Raw genomic sequence first — 18,379 nt, forward strand, 5'->3', positions numbered from 1 at the left:
TCAGGCCCCCACGGCGGCGGGGTGCATGGCCGCCACAGCCTGCTTGTAAGCCACTTCCACCACCTCGCTGAGGGTGGGGTGGGTGTGCACCTCGGTGGCCAGTTGCACCACGCTCTGGCGACGGGCCACGGCGTTGGCGATCTCCTGGATCAGGTCGGCGGCATGGAGGCCATAGATGTGGGCCCCGAGCACCTCGCCGCTGGTCTTGTTGAACAGCAACTTCATCAGGCCATCGCTGTCGAGCTCGGCCAAGGCCTTGGAATTGGCCTTGAAGTAGCTGCGCACCGTGCCCAGCTCAAACCCCTCTTGGGCCGCCAGGGCCTTGGCATCGGCCTCGCTCAGGCCCACCGAGCTGATCTCCGGGTGGGTGAAGGTGGCCGCCGGGATGGAGCGGTAGTCGATGCTGCGGCTGTGGCCCAGGATGTTGTCCACGGCCACGGTGCCCTGGGCAGCGGCCGTGTGGGCCAACATCATTTTGCCGGTGACATCCCCGACGGCCCAGAGGTGGGGTACGGGCTCGCCGCCCACCAGCACCCGCATCCGGTCATCCACCGGGATGAAGCCCCGCTCGGTCTCCACGGCCACCGAGGCCAGGTTGAGCTCGGCGCTACTGGGCACCCGTCCCGTGGCCACCAGCACCGCATCCACCTCCAGGGTCTCCACCGGCTCCCGGGTCTGCATGTCCACCAGCTCAATCCGCACCGGGGCCCCGGGGTGCACCGACTGGGCCAGCACACCGGCCCGGGCATCGATGTCGCGGCCGTCAATCAGATTGCGGGCGGCGATCTTGGCGATGTCGGGATCGAAGGTGGGCATCACCCGATCCAAGGCCTCGATCATCGTCACCTCGCAGCCAAGGGCCGTGTACACATCGGCAAATTCCAGGCCGATGTAGCCGCTGCCGATGATCGCCAGCCAGCGGGGCAGCCACTCCAGGCTCACCGCCTCATCGCTGGTGAACACGGTGCGGCCGTCGGTCTCGATGCCGCGGGGCACGAAGGGCTCCGAGCCCGTGGCCAGGATCACCTCACGGGCCGTGAGCACCCGATCCACCCCGTTGATCTCCCGCACCCCCACGCGCTGGCTGCCCTCCAGCCGGCCCGTGCCGCGGATGATCGTGACACCGGCACGCTCCAGGGTCTTGGTGAGATTGGTGCGGATCGTGGCCACCAGCTGGTTGGCGTGGTCGGCGATTTTCTGCCGCTCAAACCGCACCGGCGCCGCATGGATGCCGAAGCCGGCAAGGTGATCGGCATCCGCCAACTCGCGCACGCGGCCACTGGCGGCCAGCAGGGCTTTGGAGGGCACACAGCCGCGGTTGACGCAGGTGCCGCCCATGTCGCGGCTCTCGATGATCGCCGTGCGCAGGCCATGGTCTGCGGCGTGTTTGGCCGCGTCGAAACCGCCGTAACCGGCACCGATGACGATCACGTCGTAGTCGAAACTCGATCCGTGGAGGGGGGCGTCGCTCACCGGGCAGCACTGTGGTTGTTGCCGGGCATTCTCCCCTGTCAGGCTCCGGCGCGCTGGCGCAGGCGCTCCAGCAGCAGCGGAGCCGCCGCCACCGCCACATTCAGGGATTCCACAGCGGGGCTGTGGGGAATCGTGACCCGCTGGCTGGCCAGGGCGGCGAGGCCGGGGGAGACGCCGGCCCCCTCATTGCCCAGCAGCAAGACGGTGGGTCGGGTCCAGTCGAGTTGCCAATAGGGCTGGGGCGGCACCGGCCCCGCCCCGGGCACCACGGTCACCACCACCTGCCAGCCCTCGGCCGCCGCCGCCGCCAGCCACTGCTCCAGCTCCAGCCGACTCCCCCGCCGCAGCGGCAGGGCCAGGGCCGCCCCGGCCGAAGCCCGCAGCACCTTGGGCTGGAAGGGGTCGGCCCCATCACCCAACCACAGGGCTCCCACCCCAGCCGCCAAGGCCGTGCGCATGAGCGTGCCGAGATTGCCGGGATCCTGCAGGCCATCGAGGGCCAGCACAAAAGGAGCTGGAGCTCTCCGCGCTGGAGGGGGCGGCGGCAGGGTGAGCACCACCCCATCGGGCTGGCGGGTGGTGGCCACGGCCTCGAGCACCTCCTCCCCTACCAAGCGGGGCTCCCATCCCTCCGGCCAGGCCGCCGCCAGGGCGGGGTGGGCCTCCAACCAGGCCGGGGTAACCAGCAGATCCCGGGGCTGGAGCTGGAGCCGCAGCACCTCCTGCAACAGGTGGGTGCCCTCCAACAGGATCAGGCCCTCCTCCCGTCGTCCGCGGGCGTCATGGAGCTGGCGCAGCCGTTTCACCAGGGGGTTGCGGCGGCTGGTGATCGGCTCCGGGCCGTTCAAGGAGTCCCCGCCCCAAACCACCTCAGAAGGCCTGGTGACGCCGCACGTGCAGACCGTCGTGGATGTTCAGCTCCTTGCCGTCGAGGTCCAGGCCGCGAACGGAGGCCACCTCACCCTTGAGGCCCTCGGCCTGCAGGTTCTGGACCAGTTTTTTCAGCACAATGTCTTCAATCGTCGACTGATCGAGACCATCGGGGGTAAGGCTCTCAAGAAACTTGCCCAGCTTCGAGGCCATCACCTCGGAGGCATTGGTGATCTTGAGGACGATCATGGATAAAAGTGCGGATGGGGAGACTTGAACTCCCACGACATTGCTGCCACTAGTACCTGAAACTAGCGCGTCTACCAATTCCGCCACATCCGCGTGGCTGCCGCCTGAGCGACAGCCAAAACATACGCCATCGCGCGACCAGACGCCCCGCTCCGGCCGACCCAGGCCAGGACCAAATGAGACAGTTTGGACAGCGGCCGTCTAGACGGTCTCACGGTTTGTTGTCAAGATGCGGTTTCTAGAGCTGGGCAGTCGTTCCATGGGCTTGATCGCTGTCCCCTCCCCCACCCAGTCCTCCTCCTTTCAGACGACGGCCAACCCCTTGCTCGAAATCCGGGGCGGACGGCGCCTGTCCGGCGAGTTGGAGGTGAGCGGCGCCAAGAATTCGGCGCTGGTGCTGATGGCCGCCTGCCTGCTCACCCGGGACACGATCCGATTGCGCAACGTGCCGCCGTTGACGGATATCGCGGCCATGGGCGACATGCTCGCCAGCCTGGGGGGACGGGTGGCGCGCCACGGCGATGCCCTGGAGCTCAATGGCGACGCCATCAACAACTCCACAGCCCCCTATGAGTTGGTCAACAGCCTGAGGGCCAGCTTCTTCTGCATCGGACCGCTGCTGGCCCGGATGGGCATGGCCAAGGTGCCCCTGCCCGGCGGCTGTCAGATCGGCACCCGGCCCGTGGTGGAACACGTCAAGGGGCTCAAGGCCCTGGGCGCCCAGGTGACCATTGAGCATGGAGTCGTCACCGCGGTGGTGCCCGGGAGAGGCCATCGCCTGACCGGCGGCCGCATTCACATGGACTGCCCCAGCGTCGGAGCGACCGAGACCTTGATGATGGCGGCCGCCCTTGCCGATGGCGAGACGGTGATCGACAACGCCGCCCTGGAACCGGAGGTGGTGGATCTGGCCGGTCTGCTGATCGCCATGGGAGCCAAGGTGCGTGGTGCCGGCACCCCCACCATCACGATCGTGGGGGTGGAGCGCCTCCATGGCGCCGATTACGCCGTGATCCCCGATCGCATCGAAGCCGGCACCTTCCTGCTGGCCGCGGCCATCACCCGTTCCCACCTGCGCGTGGCACCGGTGATCCCCGAGCACCTTGGCGCCGTGCTCACCAAACTGGAAGAAGCCGGCTGCAGCCTGGAACACGACGGCATCGGCCTCACCCTCAAGGCCGACCACCTCAACGCCGTCGACCTGCGCACCCAGCCCTTCCCCGGCTTCCCCACCGACCTCCAGGCCCCGTTCATGAGCCTGCTGGCCACGGCCAAAGGCACCAGCGTGATCACCGAAAACATCTTCGAGAACCGCCTGCAACACGTGGCTGAGCTGCAGCGCATGGGCGCGGCCATCCGCATGCAAGGCAACACCGCCTTCGTCGAGGGGGTGTCCCGCTTGAGTGGAGCGCCGGTGCAGGGCACCGACCTGCGGGCCTCTGCCGCCATGGTGCTGGCCGGCCTGGCGGCTGAAGGGATCACCAGCGTGCGGGGCCTGGAATTCCTCGACCGCGGCTACGCGAATCTGGAGGGCAAGCTCAACGCCGCCGGAGCCTGCATTGAGCGCGTCAACGCCCCGGGCAGCGGCGCCAGCATCGCCGCCTAAACTCTCGACTGCGGGAGCGTGCCGGAATTGGTAGACGGACTCGACTCAAAATCGAGCGCCTTCGGGCATGTGGGTTCGAGTCCCACCGCTCCCATCTCGCCCATCCCCAGCTCAGGCCTGTCCGCCTCAGCCGTGATGGACACCTATGCCCGCTTCCCGATCAGCCTCACCCGGGGCCGGGGGGTGTGGGTGTGGGACAGCACGGGCAAGCGCTACCTCGACTGCGTGGCCGGCATCGCCGTCTGCACCCTGGGCCACAGCGACGGGCGGATGCGGCGGGCCCTGGGCCGCCAGCTCGGCAAGCTCCAGCACGTCTCGAACCTTTACCGCATCCCCGAGCAGGAGGAGCTGGCCACCGCCCTCACGGCCCGGAGCTGCATGGATCGGGTCTTCTTCTGCAACTCCGGCGCCGAAGCCAATGAGGCCGCCATCAAGCTGGCGCGCAAGCACGGCCACACCGTCCGCGGCATTCCCACCACAGGACCTTCCGGGGAAGACCTGGCCCCCCTGATCCTCACGGCCCAGGCCAGTTTCCACGGCCGCACCCTGGCCGCCGTCACCGCCACGGGCCAGCCCAAATACCACCAGGGCTTTGAGCCGATGGTGCAGGGCTTCCGCTATTTCCCTTACAACGACACCGCCGCCTTCGAAGCCCTGCTGGCCACCTGCGAGGTGCAGGGTCCACGGGTGGCCGCCGTGCTGCTCGAACCGATCCAGGGCGAGGGGGGCGTGCACCCCGGCCACCGCGCCTTCTTCCAACGGGTGCGGGAGCTCTGCGACGCCCACAACATCTTGCTGATCTTTGACGAGGTGCAGATCGGCGTCGGCCGCAGCGGCCAGCTCTGGGGCTACGAGCAGCTGGGTGTCGAGCCCGATGCGATCACCCTGGCCAAGGGGCTGGGCGGCGGCATCCCGATCGGCGCCCTGGCGGTGAAGAGCGCAGTGGATCACTTCCGACCCGGGGAGCATGCCAGCACCTTTGGCGGCAACCCCTTCGCCTGCAGGGCCGGTCTCACGGTGCTGGCCGAGCTGGAGCGCCGCGACCTGCTCAACCATGTGCAACGGATGGGGGGACTGCTGCAGGAGCTGCTGGCCGAACTGGTGAGCCGCCACCCCACCCTGCTGGAGGGGGTGCGGGGCTGGGGGCTGCTCCAGGGCCTGGTGCTGCGGGCCGAGGCACCGAGCGCTCCGGAGATCGTCAAGGCGGCCATGGAGCAGGGTCTGCTGCTGGTGCCGGCCGGCCCCGAAGTGGTGCGCTTCGTGCCGCCGCTGGTGATCCAACCCCACCATCTGCGCTTCGCCGTCGATCGCCTCGAGCGGGCCCTGCTCAGCCTTGGGCGTTGAGCCAGCCTTGGGCGTTGAGCTCGACACCTTCGCCGACCTGATCGAGCCCTTCAGCCGCCGCGGCGTCGACCTGGGGCTTGATCGCCTCCAGGATGCCCTGGCCGAGCTGGGCCATCCCGAGCGCCGCTTCACCGCCGTGCAGGTGGCCGGCACCAACGGCAAGGGCTCGATCTGCACCCTGGTGCACCAGGCGCTGCTGGCCAGCGGCCTCCGCGCCGGCCTCTACACCTCGCCGCACCTGGTGAGCTGGACCGAACGCATCCGCCTGGGCGCCACCACGATCAGCGCTCCGGCCCTGCGTCACCATCTGGAAACCGCGGCTGCGATCGCCCAACACCACCAGCTCACGCCGTTTGAGCTGGTCACCGCCGCGGCCTTCCTGGCCTTTGCCGAAGCGGATCTGGAGCTGGTGGTGCTGGAGGTGGGACTGGGGGGCCGGCTCGACGCCACCACCTGCCATCCCCAGCGGCCCGTGATCGGCTTTGCCTCGGTGGGGCTCGACCACGCCGAGTTTCTCGGGCCGGATCCAGCCCGCATTGCCGCCGAAAAAGCGGGTGTGCTCCAGCGAGGGGCCGTGGCCATCAGCGCCCCCCAGAGTCCGGAGGTGGCGGCGGTGTTGAACGCCCAGGCCGGGGCGGTGGGAGCCGAGCTGCGCTGGGTGGCGCCCCTGGATCTGGCGCAGTGGCCCCTGGGGCTACCCGGTGCCGTGCAGGCGAGCAACGGCGCCGTGGCCCTGGGCATGCTGCAGGCCCTGGCCGAACGGGGCTGGCCGATCAGCGCGGCCACCATCCGCCAGGGCTTCGCCGCGGCGCGCTGGCCAGGCCGGCTGCAACGGCTGAGCTGGCGCGGCCAGCCCCTGCTGGTCGATGGGGCCCACAACCACCCTGCCGCCATCGCCCTGCGGGCCGAACTCGATAGCCACCCCGAGCGCCATGGCCTGCTCCCCGGACCGCGCCACTGGGTGCTGGGAATCCTGGCCAACAAGCAGGGGCCGGAGATCCTCCAGGCCCTGCTGGGCCCCACCGACCACGCCTGGATCGTGCCGGTGCCCGGCCACCCCAGCTGGAGCCTGGAGGCCCTGGCCGCCGCCTGCCCCGCCCTGGCCGCCCAGCTCCATGCCGCCCCGCACCTGGAGGGGGGCCTGGAGCAGGCGGGCTCGCCGGTGCCGGTTGTGGTGGCGGGCTCCCTCTACCTAATCGGCCACCTGCTGGGCGATCCACGGGTGGGCTGAGCCAGAGTGAGGGGCCGCGGCCCTGCTCCCCATGTCCCCCCTCCTCGGCCGACTGGCCACCGCCCTGCGCCGGCGCAGCCTGGGCCTGGCCCTCCTGCTGCTGATCGGGCTGCTGGGGCTGGCGCCGCTGCCGGTGGCCGCCGAGTTCTCCGGGGTGGACTACACGCTCACCAACCAGAACGAGCAGGATTTCAGTGGCCAAAACCTGGCCAACACCTCCTTCGCCGGCGCCACGGGCCGCCACGCCAACTTCCGCGGGGCCGACCTGCATGGCGCGATCCTCACCCAGGCCGCTTTCCCGGATGCCGACTTCGCCGGGGCCGACCTCAGCGGTACCCTGATGGACAAGGTGGACTTCTCCGGCGCCGACCTAACCGGGGCGGTGCTGAGCGGCGCCATAGCCTCCGGCAGCAGCTTCCGCGGCGCCACCGTCACCGATGCCGACTTCAGCGACGCCCTGATCGACCGGGTTGACCAGCGCTCCCTCTGCCGCGACGCCGAAGGCACCAACCCGGTGACCGGCGTCGACACCCGTCTCAGCCTGGGTTGCTAAGCCAGCCGCGCAGTTTGCCGGGGTTGAGCAGACCGGCGGGGTCGTAGGCGGCCTTGGCCGCCACCTGGTCGGCATCGACCACCCCCAGGCCGCCATCTTCAACGCTGACCACATGGGGGTTGAACAGCACGGCTCCCGCGGCCCGGCAGTCGGCCATCAGACGCTGCAGGGCCTCCTCACCCCGCCAACGCAGCAGCGGCAGGGCCGCCAACCGGGCTGCCCCCTGCTGCCTGACGGCCTCCAGGTGCCAGAGCAGGTCGTCCCCCCAGTCGGCCCGCAGCCGCTCCAGGCAGGCCGCTTCCGGCTGGGGCAGGAGCATCTGCAGGTAGGTCCAGCCCGGGTGCTGGGCGCGCCAGTGCAGGGTGGTGTGGTTCCAGCTGAGTTCGCGCAGGGGCAGGCGCCGGCTTTGGCCCTGGGGAGCCTGCCAGCGCAACGCCCCACCGCGGGCCGCCAGCCAGTCCGGCAGCACCTCCAGGCTGTCGGCAGCGGCGAGCAGCAGCAGCCGATGCTCCCCCGCCCCGGGCTTCGGACAGCTCGCCGGCCAGGGCAGCTGCTGGGCCACCGGCGCTTCCATCAGGCTGAGGGCATTGAGCAGCAGGGCCGTGGCGGGGAGGGCCTGGGCCGCCGCCAGGGCCTGGGCCCAGCTGTCGAAGCCCACCACCAGCTCCTGCCAGGCCCCGGCCTCCGTGGTGGGCAGGCGCAGGGCCGTGAGGATGCCGTTGGTGCCGTAGGCATGGTTGAGAGGGGCACTGGCGGCCGCGTCGAGGCGCAGCACGCGCGGCTCGGGCTCACAGGTGACCACCTCCAGGCCCAGCAGGTTGCCCGCATCCCGCAGGAAGCCCCAGCGCAGGGAGCCGATGCCGCCGGAGCCCCCGGCAATAAAACCGCCGATGGTGGCGCTGCGGGCCGTGCTGGGCACCAGCCGCAGGGCCCGCCCCCGGGGCGCCAGCTGCTGGTCGATCGCCCCCATCAGGGCGCCCGCCTCCACCTCGATCACCCCGGTGGCGTCGTCCAGATGGCGCAGCTGGTTGAGCCCGGACAGATCCAGCACTAGGCCCCCGTGCAGCGGCACGCACTGGCCGTAGTTGCCCGTGCCGGCGCCCCGCACCGTCAGGGGCACGCCGTGGCGGGCACAGGCTCCGGCCACCAGCCGCACCTGCTCCACGCTGGAGGCCGCCGCCACCACCTGGGCCCGGCAGCCCTGCAACAGGGCCACCAGCACCGGCGAGTAGTCGTAGTAGTCGCGCGAGAGGCGCTCCAGCTCAGCAGGCGACTCCGCCCCCAGCAGCGGCAGCGCCGGATCCTCGCGCTGCAACTCCGCCGCCAGGGCGGCGATCCGGGCCTCGGGGCAGCGGTCGGGTGCGGGATCAGCCACGGGTTGGAGCAAGGGGCTCAACCCCATGGAAGCAGCAGGGCCGAGGGCTGCTCGGCCTCGGGGGGCGGCAGCCACTGGCCGGCGCGCAGCACCCGCCGCTGGGGGGGCCGGGCCAGCAGCTCGCCCCAGGTGCCCGCGCCCAGGAGCACCAGGTCGGCCGGTCCGCCGACGCGCAGCACCCCATCCCAGGCCAGATCCAGCACGGCTGCTGCCGCCGTGCTGAATGGGGCCAGACCGAGGCGCTGCCAGGGCATCAGCTGGCAGAGCGGCGCCGACCAGCGCAGCAGCTCCACCGGATCGAAATCGCCGCCCGGATACCAGGGGTCCTGCACATTGTCGCCGCCGAGGGCCAGCCGAACCCCCGCCCGCTGCAGGCTGCGAATCGGCGCCAGGGGCCGGCGGCAAGGGGTGCGGCCAGCGGCGCGCGCCAACAGCCAGAAGTTGGTGGTGGGCAGGGCCACCACCGCAATGTCCGCCGCGGCCAGTCGCTCGGCCAGCCGGTCGCAGGCCCGGGAAGGCAGCAGGGCCATGCTGCTGGCGTGGCTGCAGGTGATGGGCACGGCCCGGCGCTGCTCGAGGGCCCCGCGGACCACCAGATCCACGCCGACTCCGGGATGGGCGTCGGATTCATCCACATGCAGATCCACGCCACAGCCGAGGCGCTCGGCCAGATCGAGCAGGGCCAGCAGGGCCTCCCGGTCGGCGGCGCGGCGGGACCGGCCCTGGCCATAGGGAGGACCGATCACACCGCCGAGCAATCCCCCGGCAGCGGCCACCCGCCGGGCCAGGGCCTCCCCTTCCGGACAAAGCCAATGGGCCATCGGCGCCAGGGCCACCAGCTGCAGCTCCACCCGGCCGCTCCAGCGCTGGCGGGCCTCCAGCAGGGCGTCCCAGCTGGGCTGGGCCCCCGGCCCCACGCTGTCCACATGGCTGCGGATCGCCCGCACGCCGTTGCGCCAGGCCCGCTCAAGGGCCCGGCCGGCCCGTTCCGCCACCTGGTCGGCGGTGCGTTCGGCATACTCCCGCTGGTTGGCCGCCAGGGCCGCCGCCATGGTGCCCTGCCGATTCGGGAAGGCATCGCCGCTGAAGGCCTTGTCGAGGTGGGCGTGGGGCTCCACCAAAGGGGTGAGGGCCAGCGGCAGGGCCTGCCCCGCGTCGGGAGCTCGCGATGCCAAGGGCTCGATCGCGGCGATGGAGGCCCCGGCCACGCTGATGCGCAGCGGCACCAGGCCATCGGCGTTGGCGCCAAAGCCACTCCCCAAACGGGGATCCAGCAGTCCCCGGGGCAGGCGCAGGTCCAGAGCAAGGGTCACGGTTCGCTCTGGAGGCGGTCGCTGGCGGCACGCACCAGCACAAATTGACCCGCCACCGCAATCACCGTGGAACGGAAGCGCGGCACCCGCCAGCGCAACAGGCTCTGGCCGCCGATCTCGCTGGTGTAGACGCTCAGCACACCGAAGTTGCTGCGACGGGTGTGGTCGGCCACCACGGTGCCCAGGGCAGCCCGCTGGGCCCGCACCAGCTCCTGGCAGTTGGTGACCGCCATGCGCATCAGCACCGGCAAGCCGCCATCCCCGCAGAGCTCCTCACTGATCTCATCCACCAGACGCTCGGCCGCAAAGGCCTGAAAGTCGGCAGGGGCAGGATTGGTGATGGCCAGCCCAGCCGCGGCCAGGGCCACCACGGTCAACCCCGATGCCCAGGGAGCGCGGGCGGAAACGTCCGGGTGTCCAGACAAACCAATGGGGTGATCAGGCACGCCCACGTTGGCACCAAATCCTTGTGCCAGCCGCCAATCACGCTTGAATGCGGCATCAGGATGGCGGAGATGGAACAAAAACTCGTCGTCACGGCCCTCCTCGCAGCCATCGCGGCCTTTCTGCTCGATCCCAGTTCAGCCGACCTGGTGCGCAGTCAGCTCACAACTTCGCTGGGCCAGCTGGGCCCCGAGCTGACTGCGGTCCTGCCCCAGCTGCCCACGGTGGCTGGGATCCTCTGCCTGGTGGCGATCCCGATCCTCTGGCTGAAGCCCCACTGACGTCAGGTTCTGGGACTCCAGGTGGCTTGGTACATTGACGCTGATCACGGCGGGCGTCGCCAAGTGGTTAAGGCAGCGGCTTGTGGCGCCGCTATTCGGGGGTTCGAGTCCCCTCGCTCGCCCTTGTTGACCCAGCCACCTCGTCCCCGCGTCGAGGTGGTTTTTTTCTGACTTCAAACGGCCACCAGGGCATCCAGCAGGGGAGCGGCCCCCTGCCGCACCGGGTCGGCACAGGGCAGGCCGGTCTCCGCGGCCGTGGACACCAGGGCGGCACTGGCTGCCGCGCTGGAGAGCCGGGCGGTGTTGAGTGCCACGGCCCGCACCCGCGGCCGCAGGCCATCGGGGCGGGCCAGGGCGGCCAGGGACTCCAGCGCCCCAATCAGCTCCGGCAGGGGGGCGATCGGCACCGGAGCCGCCCCCGGCCGGGTGCGCACATGGGTCTGGCCGGCCCGATGCACCAACAGCAAATCGGTGGGTTGGCTGCCGCGCAGCAAGGGCAGGGTGGCGGTGGAGCCCGGATGGCAGAGGGATCCCTGGCCCTCCACCAGCACGAGCGTCTGCGGCCCAGCCCCAGCCGCGGCCGCCAGCACCGCCGCCTCCACCGCGCCGGCGGCGTAATCCACCCGCACCGCATCGAGGGCCACCCCGCTGCCGGCGATCAGGATCCCCGCCTGGCCCGTGCCCACAAAACGGGCATCCAGGCCCCGACGGCGGGCCTCGGCCTGCAGCTCGAGGCAGGCGCTCATCTTGCCCACGGCCATGTCGGAGCCCACCGCCAGCAGCCGCCGGCAGGGCAGGGCGGCCGCCCGGGCGGTGGCCACCTCCAGCCCCTCGGGCTCCCGGCGCAGGTCCCAGATCCACTGGCCGGGCCGAAGCGGAATGGCGGCAAACTCCGGGTCGTCAGCCAGCCGGCCGTGCAGGCCACTGGCCAGGCTCAGCCCCGCCTGCAGCGCGGCCCGCACATCGGCCCGCATCCCCTGCGGCAACCGGCCGCCGGAGGGGGCCAGCCCCACCACGGCCACCGCGGGGCCGTAGGCCAGGGCCGCCGCCATGTCGGCCACCACCGGAACGGCGCGATCGATGCCGGTGGTGGCCTTCAGATCGGCGCCAGCGAAGGCCGGATCGATCACCGCCACGATCGGCCCGGAGCGGTAGCGCAGCATGGCCAGGCCGGTCTTGCCGGACAGGTCGTCGAGACCGCCGTGCTGCAGCAGCACGATCGGAGCGGACGCGCTCAACACGCTCGATCGCCTCCCAGGCCGGCGTCATGAGCAATCCCCAGGCCGGGGCCAGGGGGCGGCACCAGCCCATCCCCCGCCAGGTTCAGCCCGGTGAAGGGGTCGTCCACCAGGTTGAGGTGGCTGTCGAGATCGGGCCAGGTCACCAGGGGCAGCAGCTGGGCAGCGGCACCGTTGAGCAGGGCGCCATCGGAGTAGCACCCCACCATCACCCCCAACCCCAACCGCCGGGCCACCTGGGCCATCAGCCAAGCCTCGGCAAGGCCACCGCTTTTGAGCAGTTTGATGTTGATGCCATCCACGTAGGGGGCGAGCCGCACCAGATCGGCCAGGTTCCAGCAGCTCTCGTCGGCCACCAACGGCATCGGACAGTCGAGCTCCAGGGCCTCAAAGCCGGCCGTATCGAGCTGCTCATCCAGCAGCGGCGCCAGGGGCTGCTCCAGCAGCACCACCCCAGCGCGCTCCAGGGGATCCAGCATGGCCCGGGCCGTGCCCAGATCCCAGCCGCCATTGGCATCCACCTGCAGCTCACAGGCCCCTCCGGTGCTCTGGCGCCGCTGCTCCAGGGCCGCGGCCACGGCGGCCAGCAGGGCCAGGTCGTGGGCCACCCCCTCGGGGCTCCCCAACTTGAGCTTGATCCGGGTGGCAGGCAGCTGCAGCCACCAGCGCTCGAGCCGCGCCAGGACAGCCTCGGGGGGGCCTAAGCCAAGGGTCACGCTGGTGGCGACACAGGCCCCCGGATCCAGCCCCCAGAGCCGGTGCAGCGGCTGGTTCAACCGCTTGCCCCACCAGTCGTGCAGGGCCAGATCGAGGCCACAGCGGGCCGGCGGGCTGAGGGCCGCCAGCAGGGGCTCCAGGGCCTGAAGGGGCTGGGGTGCCAGGGCCTCCAGCTGGGGGGCCACCGCCTCCAGCTCCGCCGCAACGGCATCGGTGGTGTACTGGCGGTGGCCGGTGTCGAAGCCGCCGGTCTCGCCGATGCCCGTGAGCCCGTCGTGCTCCAGACTCACCAGCAGGTGCTCCACCGCCGCCGTCGTGCCGCGGCTGATGGCCAGGGGCACGGCCTTGGTGAGCTGAAAGCGTTGCAGGCGAAGCTGCATCAGGGCTGGGGCGCTGCCCTCACGCTGACACGCGTCCAGCCTTCCGTACAGGATGTACAGACTTCCGACACCGGCCGGGGCCCTTACCGATCACCGCCGGGCCAGGCCAGCCGCAGAAGCCGATGGGTGACCCCGATGGCCGAAACTGATGGCATGACGGCCCCCATCCTCAGCCCACGCGGCAGCTACTGGATCACCACCTTTGGTTGCCAGATGAACAAGGCGGATTCCGAGCGGATGGCCGGGATCCTGGAATCGATGGGTTACCGGGCCGGCGACGACGAACACAGCGCCGATCTGGTGCTCTACAACACCTGCACGATCCGCGACAACGCGGAGCAGAAGGTGTACAGCTACCTGGGGCGCCAGGCCCAGCGCAAACGCACCAACCCCAACCTCACCCTGGTGGTGGCGGGCTGCGTGGCCCAGCAGGAGGGGGAATCCCTGCTGCGGCGGGTGCCAGAGCTGGATCTGGTGATGGGCCCCCAGCACGCCAACCGGCTCGATGTGCTGTTGGCCCAGGTGGAGCAGGGCCAGCAGGTGGTGGCCACCGAAGAGCACCACATCCTCGAAGACATCACCACCGCCCGGCGCGACAGCCAGGTGTGCGGTTGGGTGAACGTGATCTACGGCTGCAACGAGCGCTGCACCTACTGCGTGGTGCCGTCGGTGCGGGGCCAGGAGCAGTCGCGACTGCCCGACGCCATCAAGCTGGAGATGGAGGGCCTGGCCGCCCAGGGGTTCAAGGAGATCACCCTGCTGGGCCAGAACATCGATGCCTACGGCCGCGACCTGCCCGGCATCACCCCCGAAGGCCGCCGCGCCCACACCCTCACCGACCTGCTCCATCACGTGCACGAGGTGGAGGGAATCGAGCGGATCCGCTTCGCCACCAGCCATCCCCGCTACTTCACCGAGCGGCTGATCGACGCCTGCGCCGACCTGCCCAAGGTGTGCGAACACTTCCACATCCCCTTCCAGAGCGGCGACGACACCGTGCTCAAGGCGATGGCGCGGGGCTACACGGTGGAGCGCTACCGCCGCATTGTTGGGCGCATCCGGGAGCGCATGCCCGATGCCGCGATCAGCGCCGATGTGATCGTGGCTTTCCCGGGCGAAACCGAGGCGCAATTCCGCCGCACCCTCGCCCTGATTGAGGAGATCGGCTTCGATGCGGTGAACACCGCCGCCTACTCGCCGCGGCCCAACACCCCGGCCGCCGACTGGCCCGACCAACTCAGCGAAGCGGTGAAGGTGGAGCGCCTGCAGGAGATCAACGCCCTGGTGGAGCAGCAGGCCCGGCAACGCAGTGCCCGCTACGCCGGCCGGATCGAGGAGATCCTGGTGGAGGGCACCAATCCCAAGGATCCCCAGCAGGTGATGGGCCGCACCCGCACCAACCGGCTCACCTTTTTCCCCGGCGCACGCGCCGATGGACGCGCCATCGAGCCCGGGGAGCTGGTGACGGTGCAAATCGAAGGGGTGCGCGCCTTCTCCCTCAGCGGCAAACTGACCTGAGCTTTGGCCCCCGGGGCCCTTCCGGCCGGCATGACCCGCTCCCCCCTTCCCGTTGGCCTGATCTTCGGGGGGGCCTCCGGTGAGCACGCCGTCTCGATCCGCTCGGCAGCCACCGTGGCCGCCGCCGTGCGCCATGCCGACAACGCCGGCCGCTACGACCTGCGCTGCTTCTACATCGATCCCGAAGGGCGCTGGTGGGGCTCGGACGTGGCCGAAGCCGTGCTGGAGCAGGGCACCCCGGTGCGGCCTGAGCAACTGCCCCAGCCCCTGCCCGAACCGGGCTTCCGCGGCTTCCCGGCCGGAGCTCTCGAGGTGGCGATCTGGCTGCCGGTGCTGCACGGTCCCAACGGGGAAGACGGCACGATCCAGGGGCTGTTCACCCTGATGCAGGTGCCCTTTGTGGGCTCGGGCGTGCTGGGCTCGGCCGTGGGCATGGACAAGCAGGCCATGAAGGCCGCCTTCGCCGCCGCGGGGTTGCCCCAGGTGCCCTACGCCTGCGCCAGCGCCAGCCAGGTGGCCCAGGATCCGGATGCCCTGCTTGATCGGCTGGAGGCCCAGCTGGGCTATCCCTGCTTCGTGAAACCGGCCAACCTGGGCTCCTCGGTGGGGATCAGCAAAGCCACCGACCGGGCCAGCCTGCTGGCGGGTCTGCAGACCGCCGCCGCCCTGGATCCGCGGCTGGTGATCGAACAGGGGGTGACGGCCCGGGAGCTGGAGTGCGCCGTGCGCGGTGGCGGCCACCAACCCCTGCAGGCCTCCGTATTGGGGGAAATCTGCTTCGACGCCGACTGGTACGACTACGACACCAAATACAGCGAGGGCAAAAGCCACACGGTGATTCCGGCCGTGGTGCCCGAAGCGATTGCCGAGCGGGCCCGGGCCATGGCGATCCAGGCCTGTGAAGCGGTGGCCGCCATGGGGCTCTCCCGGGTGGATTTCTTCTACAGCGAGGCCAGCCCAGGCCACCCCAACGGCGAGCTCTGGCTCAATGAGATCAACACCCTGCCGGGGTTCACCAGTCAGAGCATGTACCCCATGCTGTGGGCCGCCTCCGGTGTGCCCCTGCCGATCTTGGTGCGCGAATTGCTGGAAGGGGCCCGAGAATGGCACCAGGCATCACTCCTGGGAGGCCCTTCGGCATGAGTCACGGGCTGCTGTGGCTTCCACTGCTTCTGGTATTCGTGCTGCTCACCGCCCTGGGCTGGCTTGAGCGGCGGCGTCAACGCCTCTTCCGCGAATGGGCCGAAGGCTCGGAACTGGCCAAACTCGACAGTTGCGGAGCGGCCCGGCTGGTGGATGGGGTGCTCACCTGGTGCACCTTCGAGGCCGGCCAGCTCCAGGAGGAGGGCTCCTTCGTGATAAAGCAGCTCGAGCTCGTGGAGCTGCTGTCCCTGCGTTCCGGCGAAGCGCCGCTCACGGAGGAGAGCCAGGGGGCCTGCCGGTTGCGGCTCGTGGGAGGGGGCGACCAGAAGGATCTGCCCTTCGCCGATGCGGAGCGGGCCCGGCGCTGGATCGACGAACTGATGTCCCGCTCCCGCTGCGAGCTGTGAGCCTGCCGTGGTGAGTTCACCCCCCGCCCCGCCCGGCTCGGAACGCCGACGTGTGCTGCGGCAACAGCGGCGGCGGGAACGGTTGCGCAATCTCTGGCGCCTGGTGGTGCTGCTGAGCCTGTCCTGCGGCCTGGGCTATGGCCTGTTGCGCCAGGGCTGGGTGCTGACGGGCCCCGACCAGGTGGAGGTGGTGGGCAGCCAGCAGGTGGGACCGGAGCAGGTGGTGCAGGCCGCCCAGATCACCTTTCCCCAGCCGCTGCTGGGCCTCCAGCCCCGGCGGATCGCCGAGGCCATCGCCGGGGCCCTGCCGGTGGAGCAGGTGCAGGTCAGTCGGCTGATGGCGCCGCCACGGCTCCGGGTGGAACTGATCGACCGCCAGGCGGTGGCCCGGGCCCAGCGGCGCACCCCCCAGGGCATCGAAACGGGCTACGTCGACCGGCTGGGCCACTGGATGAGCAGCCGCCAGGGTCAGGGCGTAGCCGCCAAAGCCAGCAGCAACCTGACGGTGGTGGGCTGGCAACCCCACTACCGTCCAGCCCTGGCCCTGGTGCTGGAGCAGCGCGAGCGGCTGGGCACGGACCTGAGCCAGATCCGCTTTGAACCGGGCGGCAGCCTCTGGCTGCAGAGCACCCGGCTAGGCCAGGTGCGCCTTGGTCCGGCGGATGGCCAACTGGCCCGGCGACTCGAGGTGCTCAGCCACCTGCAGCAGGAACTCCCGGCCCGGGTGAAGGGTCGCCGACTCCAGTCGATCGACCTCAGTGATCCCGAACAGCCGGAACTGGGCCTCCCCACCCCGGCAGCTCCCCCCGTCGCGGCTCGGTGAGCAATCCGGCAAGGGCCACAGCAGGAATCCCGCAAAGGTGGGACACTGCCGGAATCCAGGGGCTCCAATCGCCGACATAATGCAGCCGCAGATTCACAGCCCAGCTTCCCCCGATGCCGCTATGACCCAGAGCTCCTCCCAATCCGGCACCCCCCAGTCCAACGGTCTGCAGCCCTCGGGCAGCGCTGGCTCGGGCGGCATTGTTCCGAGCCAGTCGGCCCGGATCGAAGTGATTGGCGTGGGCGGTGGCGGCAGCAATGCGGTGAACCGGATGATCGCCTCCGACCTCCAGGGGGTGGGCTATCGGGTGCTCAACACGGATGCCCAGGCCCTGCTGCAGTCGGCCTCCCAGAAACGCATCCAGCTCGGCCAGAAACTCACCCGCGGCCTCGGCGCCGGGGGCAACCCCGTAATCGGCCAAAAGGCCGCCGAGGAATCCCGGGCCGAACTGCAGGAATCGCTCCAGGGCGCCGACCTGGTGTTCATCGCGGCGGGCATGGGCGGTGGCACGGGCACCGGTGCCGCCCCGATCCTGGCCGAGGTGGCCAAGGAAGTGGGCGCCCTCACCGTGGGCATCGTCACCAAGCCCTTCGGCTTCGAAGGCCGCAAGCGGCTGCGCCAAGCCGAGGAGGGGATTGCCCGCCTGGCAGAAAGTGTCGACACCCTGATCGTCATCCCCAACGACCGGTTGCGGGATGCGATCGCCGGCGCGCCCTTGCAGGAAGCCTTCCGCGCCGCCGACGACGTGCTGCGCATGGGCGTCAAGGGCATCAGTGACATCATCACCAAGCCGGGTTTGGTCAACGTGGACTTCGCCGACGTGCGCTCGGTGATGGCGGATGCCGGCACGGCCCTTCTGGGGATTGGCGTGGGGTCCGGTCGCTCCCGGGCGAGCGAAGCGGCCCAGGCGGCGATGAGCAGCCCGCTGCTGGAGTCGGCCCGCATCGACGGGGCCAAGGGCTGCGTGATCAACATCAGCGGCGGCAAGGACATGACCCTCGAGGACATGACCACCGCGTCAGAAGTGATCTACGAGGTGGTGGATCCCGACGCCAACATCATTGTGGGTGCCGTGGTGGATGAGCGCCTGGAAGGCGAAATCCACGTGACGGTGATTGCCACCGGCTTCGAGAGCGGTGCCCCCTACCGGAGCGAGCGCACCACGGTGAGCTTCGCCGGCACGACCCTGTTCAACAGCCCCCAGGAAGAGCGCGGCGCCAAAATCCCCCCGTTCCTGCTCAACCGTCAGAGCCAGTCCGGCGACTGAAGCCTGGCCGGATGGGTTGAAGGTGGTGACCCGGAGTCCACGCCTGCCCTGAGCATCCCGTGTGGCTGCTCCCTTCCGGTCCTGACCAGATTTGGGCGTCGGAGCCGCATGGGTCCGAGTCGATTGGATGCTAGCAATGGCATCCCC

General features: G+C 70.3%; 18 protein-coding genes, 3 tRNA genes and 1 other RNA gene. 12 read left to right on the forward strand and 10 right to left on the reverse strand.

The features are described 5' to 3' along the window. The 4 genes from lpdA to H6G16_RS04335 all read right to left on the reverse strand — a co-directional run bounded on the left by lpdA (position 1) and on the right by H6G16_RS04335 (position 2,685). Positions 1 to 1,473, reverse strand: coding sequence for a dihydrolipoyl dehydrogenase (lpdA, locus tag H6G16_RS04320; RefSeq protein ID WP_190389074.1), 1,473 nt, complete (start codon positions 1,471 to 1,473; stop codon positions 1 to 3). A 38-nt stretch (positions 1,474 to 1,511) separates the two neighbouring features. Next, positions 1,512 to 2,321 carry an RNA methyltransferase gene (locus tag H6G16_RS04325; protein ID WP_190389075.1) on the reverse strand — a complete coding sequence of 270 codons (810 nt, stop codon included), beginning with the start codon at positions 2,319 to 2,321 and terminating at the stop codon, positions 1,512 to 1,514. A gap of 22 nt (positions 2,322 to 2,343) precedes the next feature. Continuing rightward, positions 2,344 to 2,592, reverse strand: a complete 249-nt coding sequence (locus tag H6G16_RS04330) for a hypothetical protein (protein WP_190389076.1) — start codon at positions 2,590 to 2,592, stop codon at positions 2,344 to 2,346. A gap of 9 nt (positions 2,593 to 2,601) precedes the next feature. Beyond that, a tRNA-Leu gene (locus H6G16_RS04335) sits at positions 2,602 to 2,685 on the reverse strand. 166 nt (positions 2,686 to 2,851) lie between these two features. On the opposite strand from H6G16_RS04335, the gene murA reads away from it, so the two are divergent. The 5 genes from murA to H6G16_RS04360 all read left to right on the forward strand — a co-directional run bounded on the left by murA (position 2,852) and on the right by H6G16_RS04360 (position 7,326). After that, on the forward strand, positions 2,852 to 4,198 hold the full coding sequence (gene murA, locus H6G16_RS04340) for a UDP-N-acetylglucosamine 1-carboxyvinyltransferase (RefSeq protein WP_190389077.1): 1,347 nt from the start codon (positions 2,852 to 2,854) through the stop codon (positions 4,196 to 4,198). Positions 4,199 to 4,210: 12 nt separating this feature from the next. Next, positions 4,211 to 4,292: transfer RNA gene (locus H6G16_RS04345), tRNA-Leu, on the forward strand. 41 nt (positions 4,293 to 4,333) lie between these two features. Next, a complete protein-coding gene (locus H6G16_RS04350) occupies positions 4,334 to 5,542 on the forward strand; it encodes an aspartate aminotransferase family protein (protein ID WP_190389273.1) in 1,209 nt (402 codons plus the stop codon). A gap of 7 nt (positions 5,543 to 5,549) precedes the next feature. Continuing rightward, positions 5,550 to 6,773 carry a bifunctional folylpolyglutamate synthase/dihydrofolate synthase gene (locus H6G16_RS04355; protein ID WP_190389078.1) on the forward strand — a complete coding sequence of 408 codons (1,224 nt, stop codon included), beginning with the start codon at positions 5,550 to 5,552 and terminating at the stop codon, positions 6,771 to 6,773. A gap of 31 nt (positions 6,774 to 6,804) precedes the next feature. Beyond that, on the forward strand, positions 6,805 to 7,326 hold the full coding sequence (locus tag H6G16_RS04360) for a pentapeptide repeat-containing protein (protein WP_190389079.1): 522 nt from the start codon (positions 6,805 to 6,807) through the stop codon (positions 7,324 to 7,326). Here H6G16_RS04360 and H6G16_RS04365 read toward each other — a convergent pair. Genes H6G16_RS04365 through H6G16_RS04375 form a run of 3 tightly spaced genes read right to left on the reverse strand, consistent with a single transcriptional unit; the run spans position 7,310 to position 10,439 of the window. Continuing rightward, on the reverse strand, positions 7,310 to 8,728 hold the full coding sequence (locus H6G16_RS04365; protein ID WP_190389080.1) for an FAD-binding oxidoreductase: 1,419 nt from the start codon (positions 8,726 to 8,728) through the stop codon (positions 7,310 to 7,312). The two genes, H6G16_RS04360 and H6G16_RS04365, sit on opposite strands and share 17 nt — an antisense overlap. Then, on the reverse strand, positions 8,719 to 10,014 hold the full coding sequence (locus H6G16_RS04370; RefSeq protein ID WP_347238789.1) for an amidohydrolase family protein: 1,296 nt from the start codon (positions 10,012 to 10,014) through the stop codon (positions 8,719 to 8,721). Before H6G16_RS04370 ends, H6G16_RS04365 begins: the two co-directional genes overlap by 10 nt. After that, a complete protein-coding gene (locus H6G16_RS04375) occupies positions 10,011 to 10,439 on the reverse strand; it encodes a DUF4359 domain-containing protein (RefSeq protein ID WP_190389081.1) in 429 nt (142 codons plus the stop codon). The genes H6G16_RS04370 and H6G16_RS04375 overlap by 4 nt, the downstream gene beginning before the upstream one ends. Positions 10,440 to 10,529: 90 nt before the next feature. Here H6G16_RS04375 and H6G16_RS04380 point away from each other — a divergent pair, with 90 nt between their 5' ends. Both H6G16_RS04380 and H6G16_RS04385 read left to right on the forward strand, forming a co-directional pair. Further along, positions 10,530 to 10,739: a hypothetical protein gene (locus H6G16_RS04380; protein ID WP_190389082.1), complete on the forward strand. Its 210-nt coding sequence runs from the start codon at positions 10,530 to 10,532 to the stop codon at positions 10,737 to 10,739. 49 nt (positions 10,740 to 10,788) lie between these two features. After that, positions 10,789 to 10,861 (forward strand) — tRNA-His (locus tag H6G16_RS04385). Between the two features lie 51 nt (positions 10,862 to 10,912). On the opposite strand, the gene H6G16_RS04390 is transcribed toward H6G16_RS04385, so the two are convergent. Further along, positions 10,913 to 11,980: a DUF1611 domain-containing protein gene (locus H6G16_RS04390; protein ID WP_190389083.1), complete on the reverse strand. Its 1,068-nt coding sequence runs from the start codon at positions 11,978 to 11,980 to the stop codon at positions 10,913 to 10,915. Continuing rightward, complete coding sequence (locus H6G16_RS04395) at positions 11,974 to 13,074, reverse strand: enolase C-terminal domain-like protein (RefSeq protein WP_190389084.1); 1,101 nt, start codon at positions 13,072 to 13,074, stop codon at positions 11,974 to 11,976. The genes H6G16_RS04390 and H6G16_RS04395 overlap by 7 nt, the downstream gene beginning before the upstream one ends. 153 nt (positions 13,075 to 13,227) lie before the next feature. Between H6G16_RS04395 and miaB the strand changes: the two genes are divergently transcribed. The 5 genes from miaB to ftsZ all read left to right on the forward strand — a co-directional run bounded on the left by miaB (position 13,228) and on the right by ftsZ (position 18,232). Beyond that, positions 13,228 to 14,592: a tRNA (N6-isopentenyl adenosine(37)-C2)-methylthiotransferase MiaB gene (miaB, locus tag H6G16_RS04400; RefSeq protein ID WP_242036167.1), complete on the forward strand. Its 1,365-nt coding sequence runs from the start codon at positions 13,228 to 13,230 to the stop codon at positions 14,590 to 14,592. Positions 14,593 to 14,622: 30 nt separating this feature from the next. Beyond that, the gene (locus tag H6G16_RS04405; RefSeq protein WP_190389086.1) at positions 14,623 to 15,735 is read left to right on the forward strand and encodes a D-alanine--D-alanine ligase family protein; all 1,113 of its coding nucleotides are present in this window, start codon (positions 14,623 to 14,625) and stop codon (positions 15,733 to 15,735) included. Further along, on the forward strand, positions 15,732 to 16,142 hold the full coding sequence (locus H6G16_RS04410; RefSeq protein ID WP_190389087.1) for a hypothetical protein: 411 nt from the start codon (positions 15,732 to 15,734) through the stop codon (positions 16,140 to 16,142). The genes H6G16_RS04405 and H6G16_RS04410 overlap by 4 nt, the downstream gene beginning before the upstream one ends. Before the next feature lie 10 nt (positions 16,143 to 16,152). Continuing rightward, a complete protein-coding gene (locus H6G16_RS04415; RefSeq protein ID WP_190389088.1) occupies positions 16,153 to 16,965 on the forward strand; it encodes an FtsQ-type POTRA domain-containing protein in 813 nt (270 codons plus the stop codon). Between the two features lie 121 nt (positions 16,966 to 17,086). Continuing rightward, positions 17,087 to 18,232 (forward strand): cell division protein FtsZ, encoded by a 1,146-nt coding sequence (gene ftsZ, locus H6G16_RS04420; RefSeq protein WP_242036168.1) that lies wholly within the window; start codon positions 17,087 to 17,089, stop codon positions 18,230 to 18,232. 24 nt (positions 18,233 to 18,256) lie between these two features. Here the strand turns inward: ftsZ and ffs are convergent. Then, positions 18,257 to 18,353: signal recognition particle sRNA small type (gene ffs / locus H6G16_RS04425), an RNA gene on the reverse strand. Between the last annotated feature and the right edge of the window lie 26 nt (positions 18,354 to 18,379).

The organism is Cyanobium sp. FACHB-13342 (assembly GCF_014697415.1).
Taxonomy (GTDB): Bacteria; Cyanobacteriota; Cyanobacteriia; order PCC-6307; family Cyanobiaceae; genus Cyanobium_A.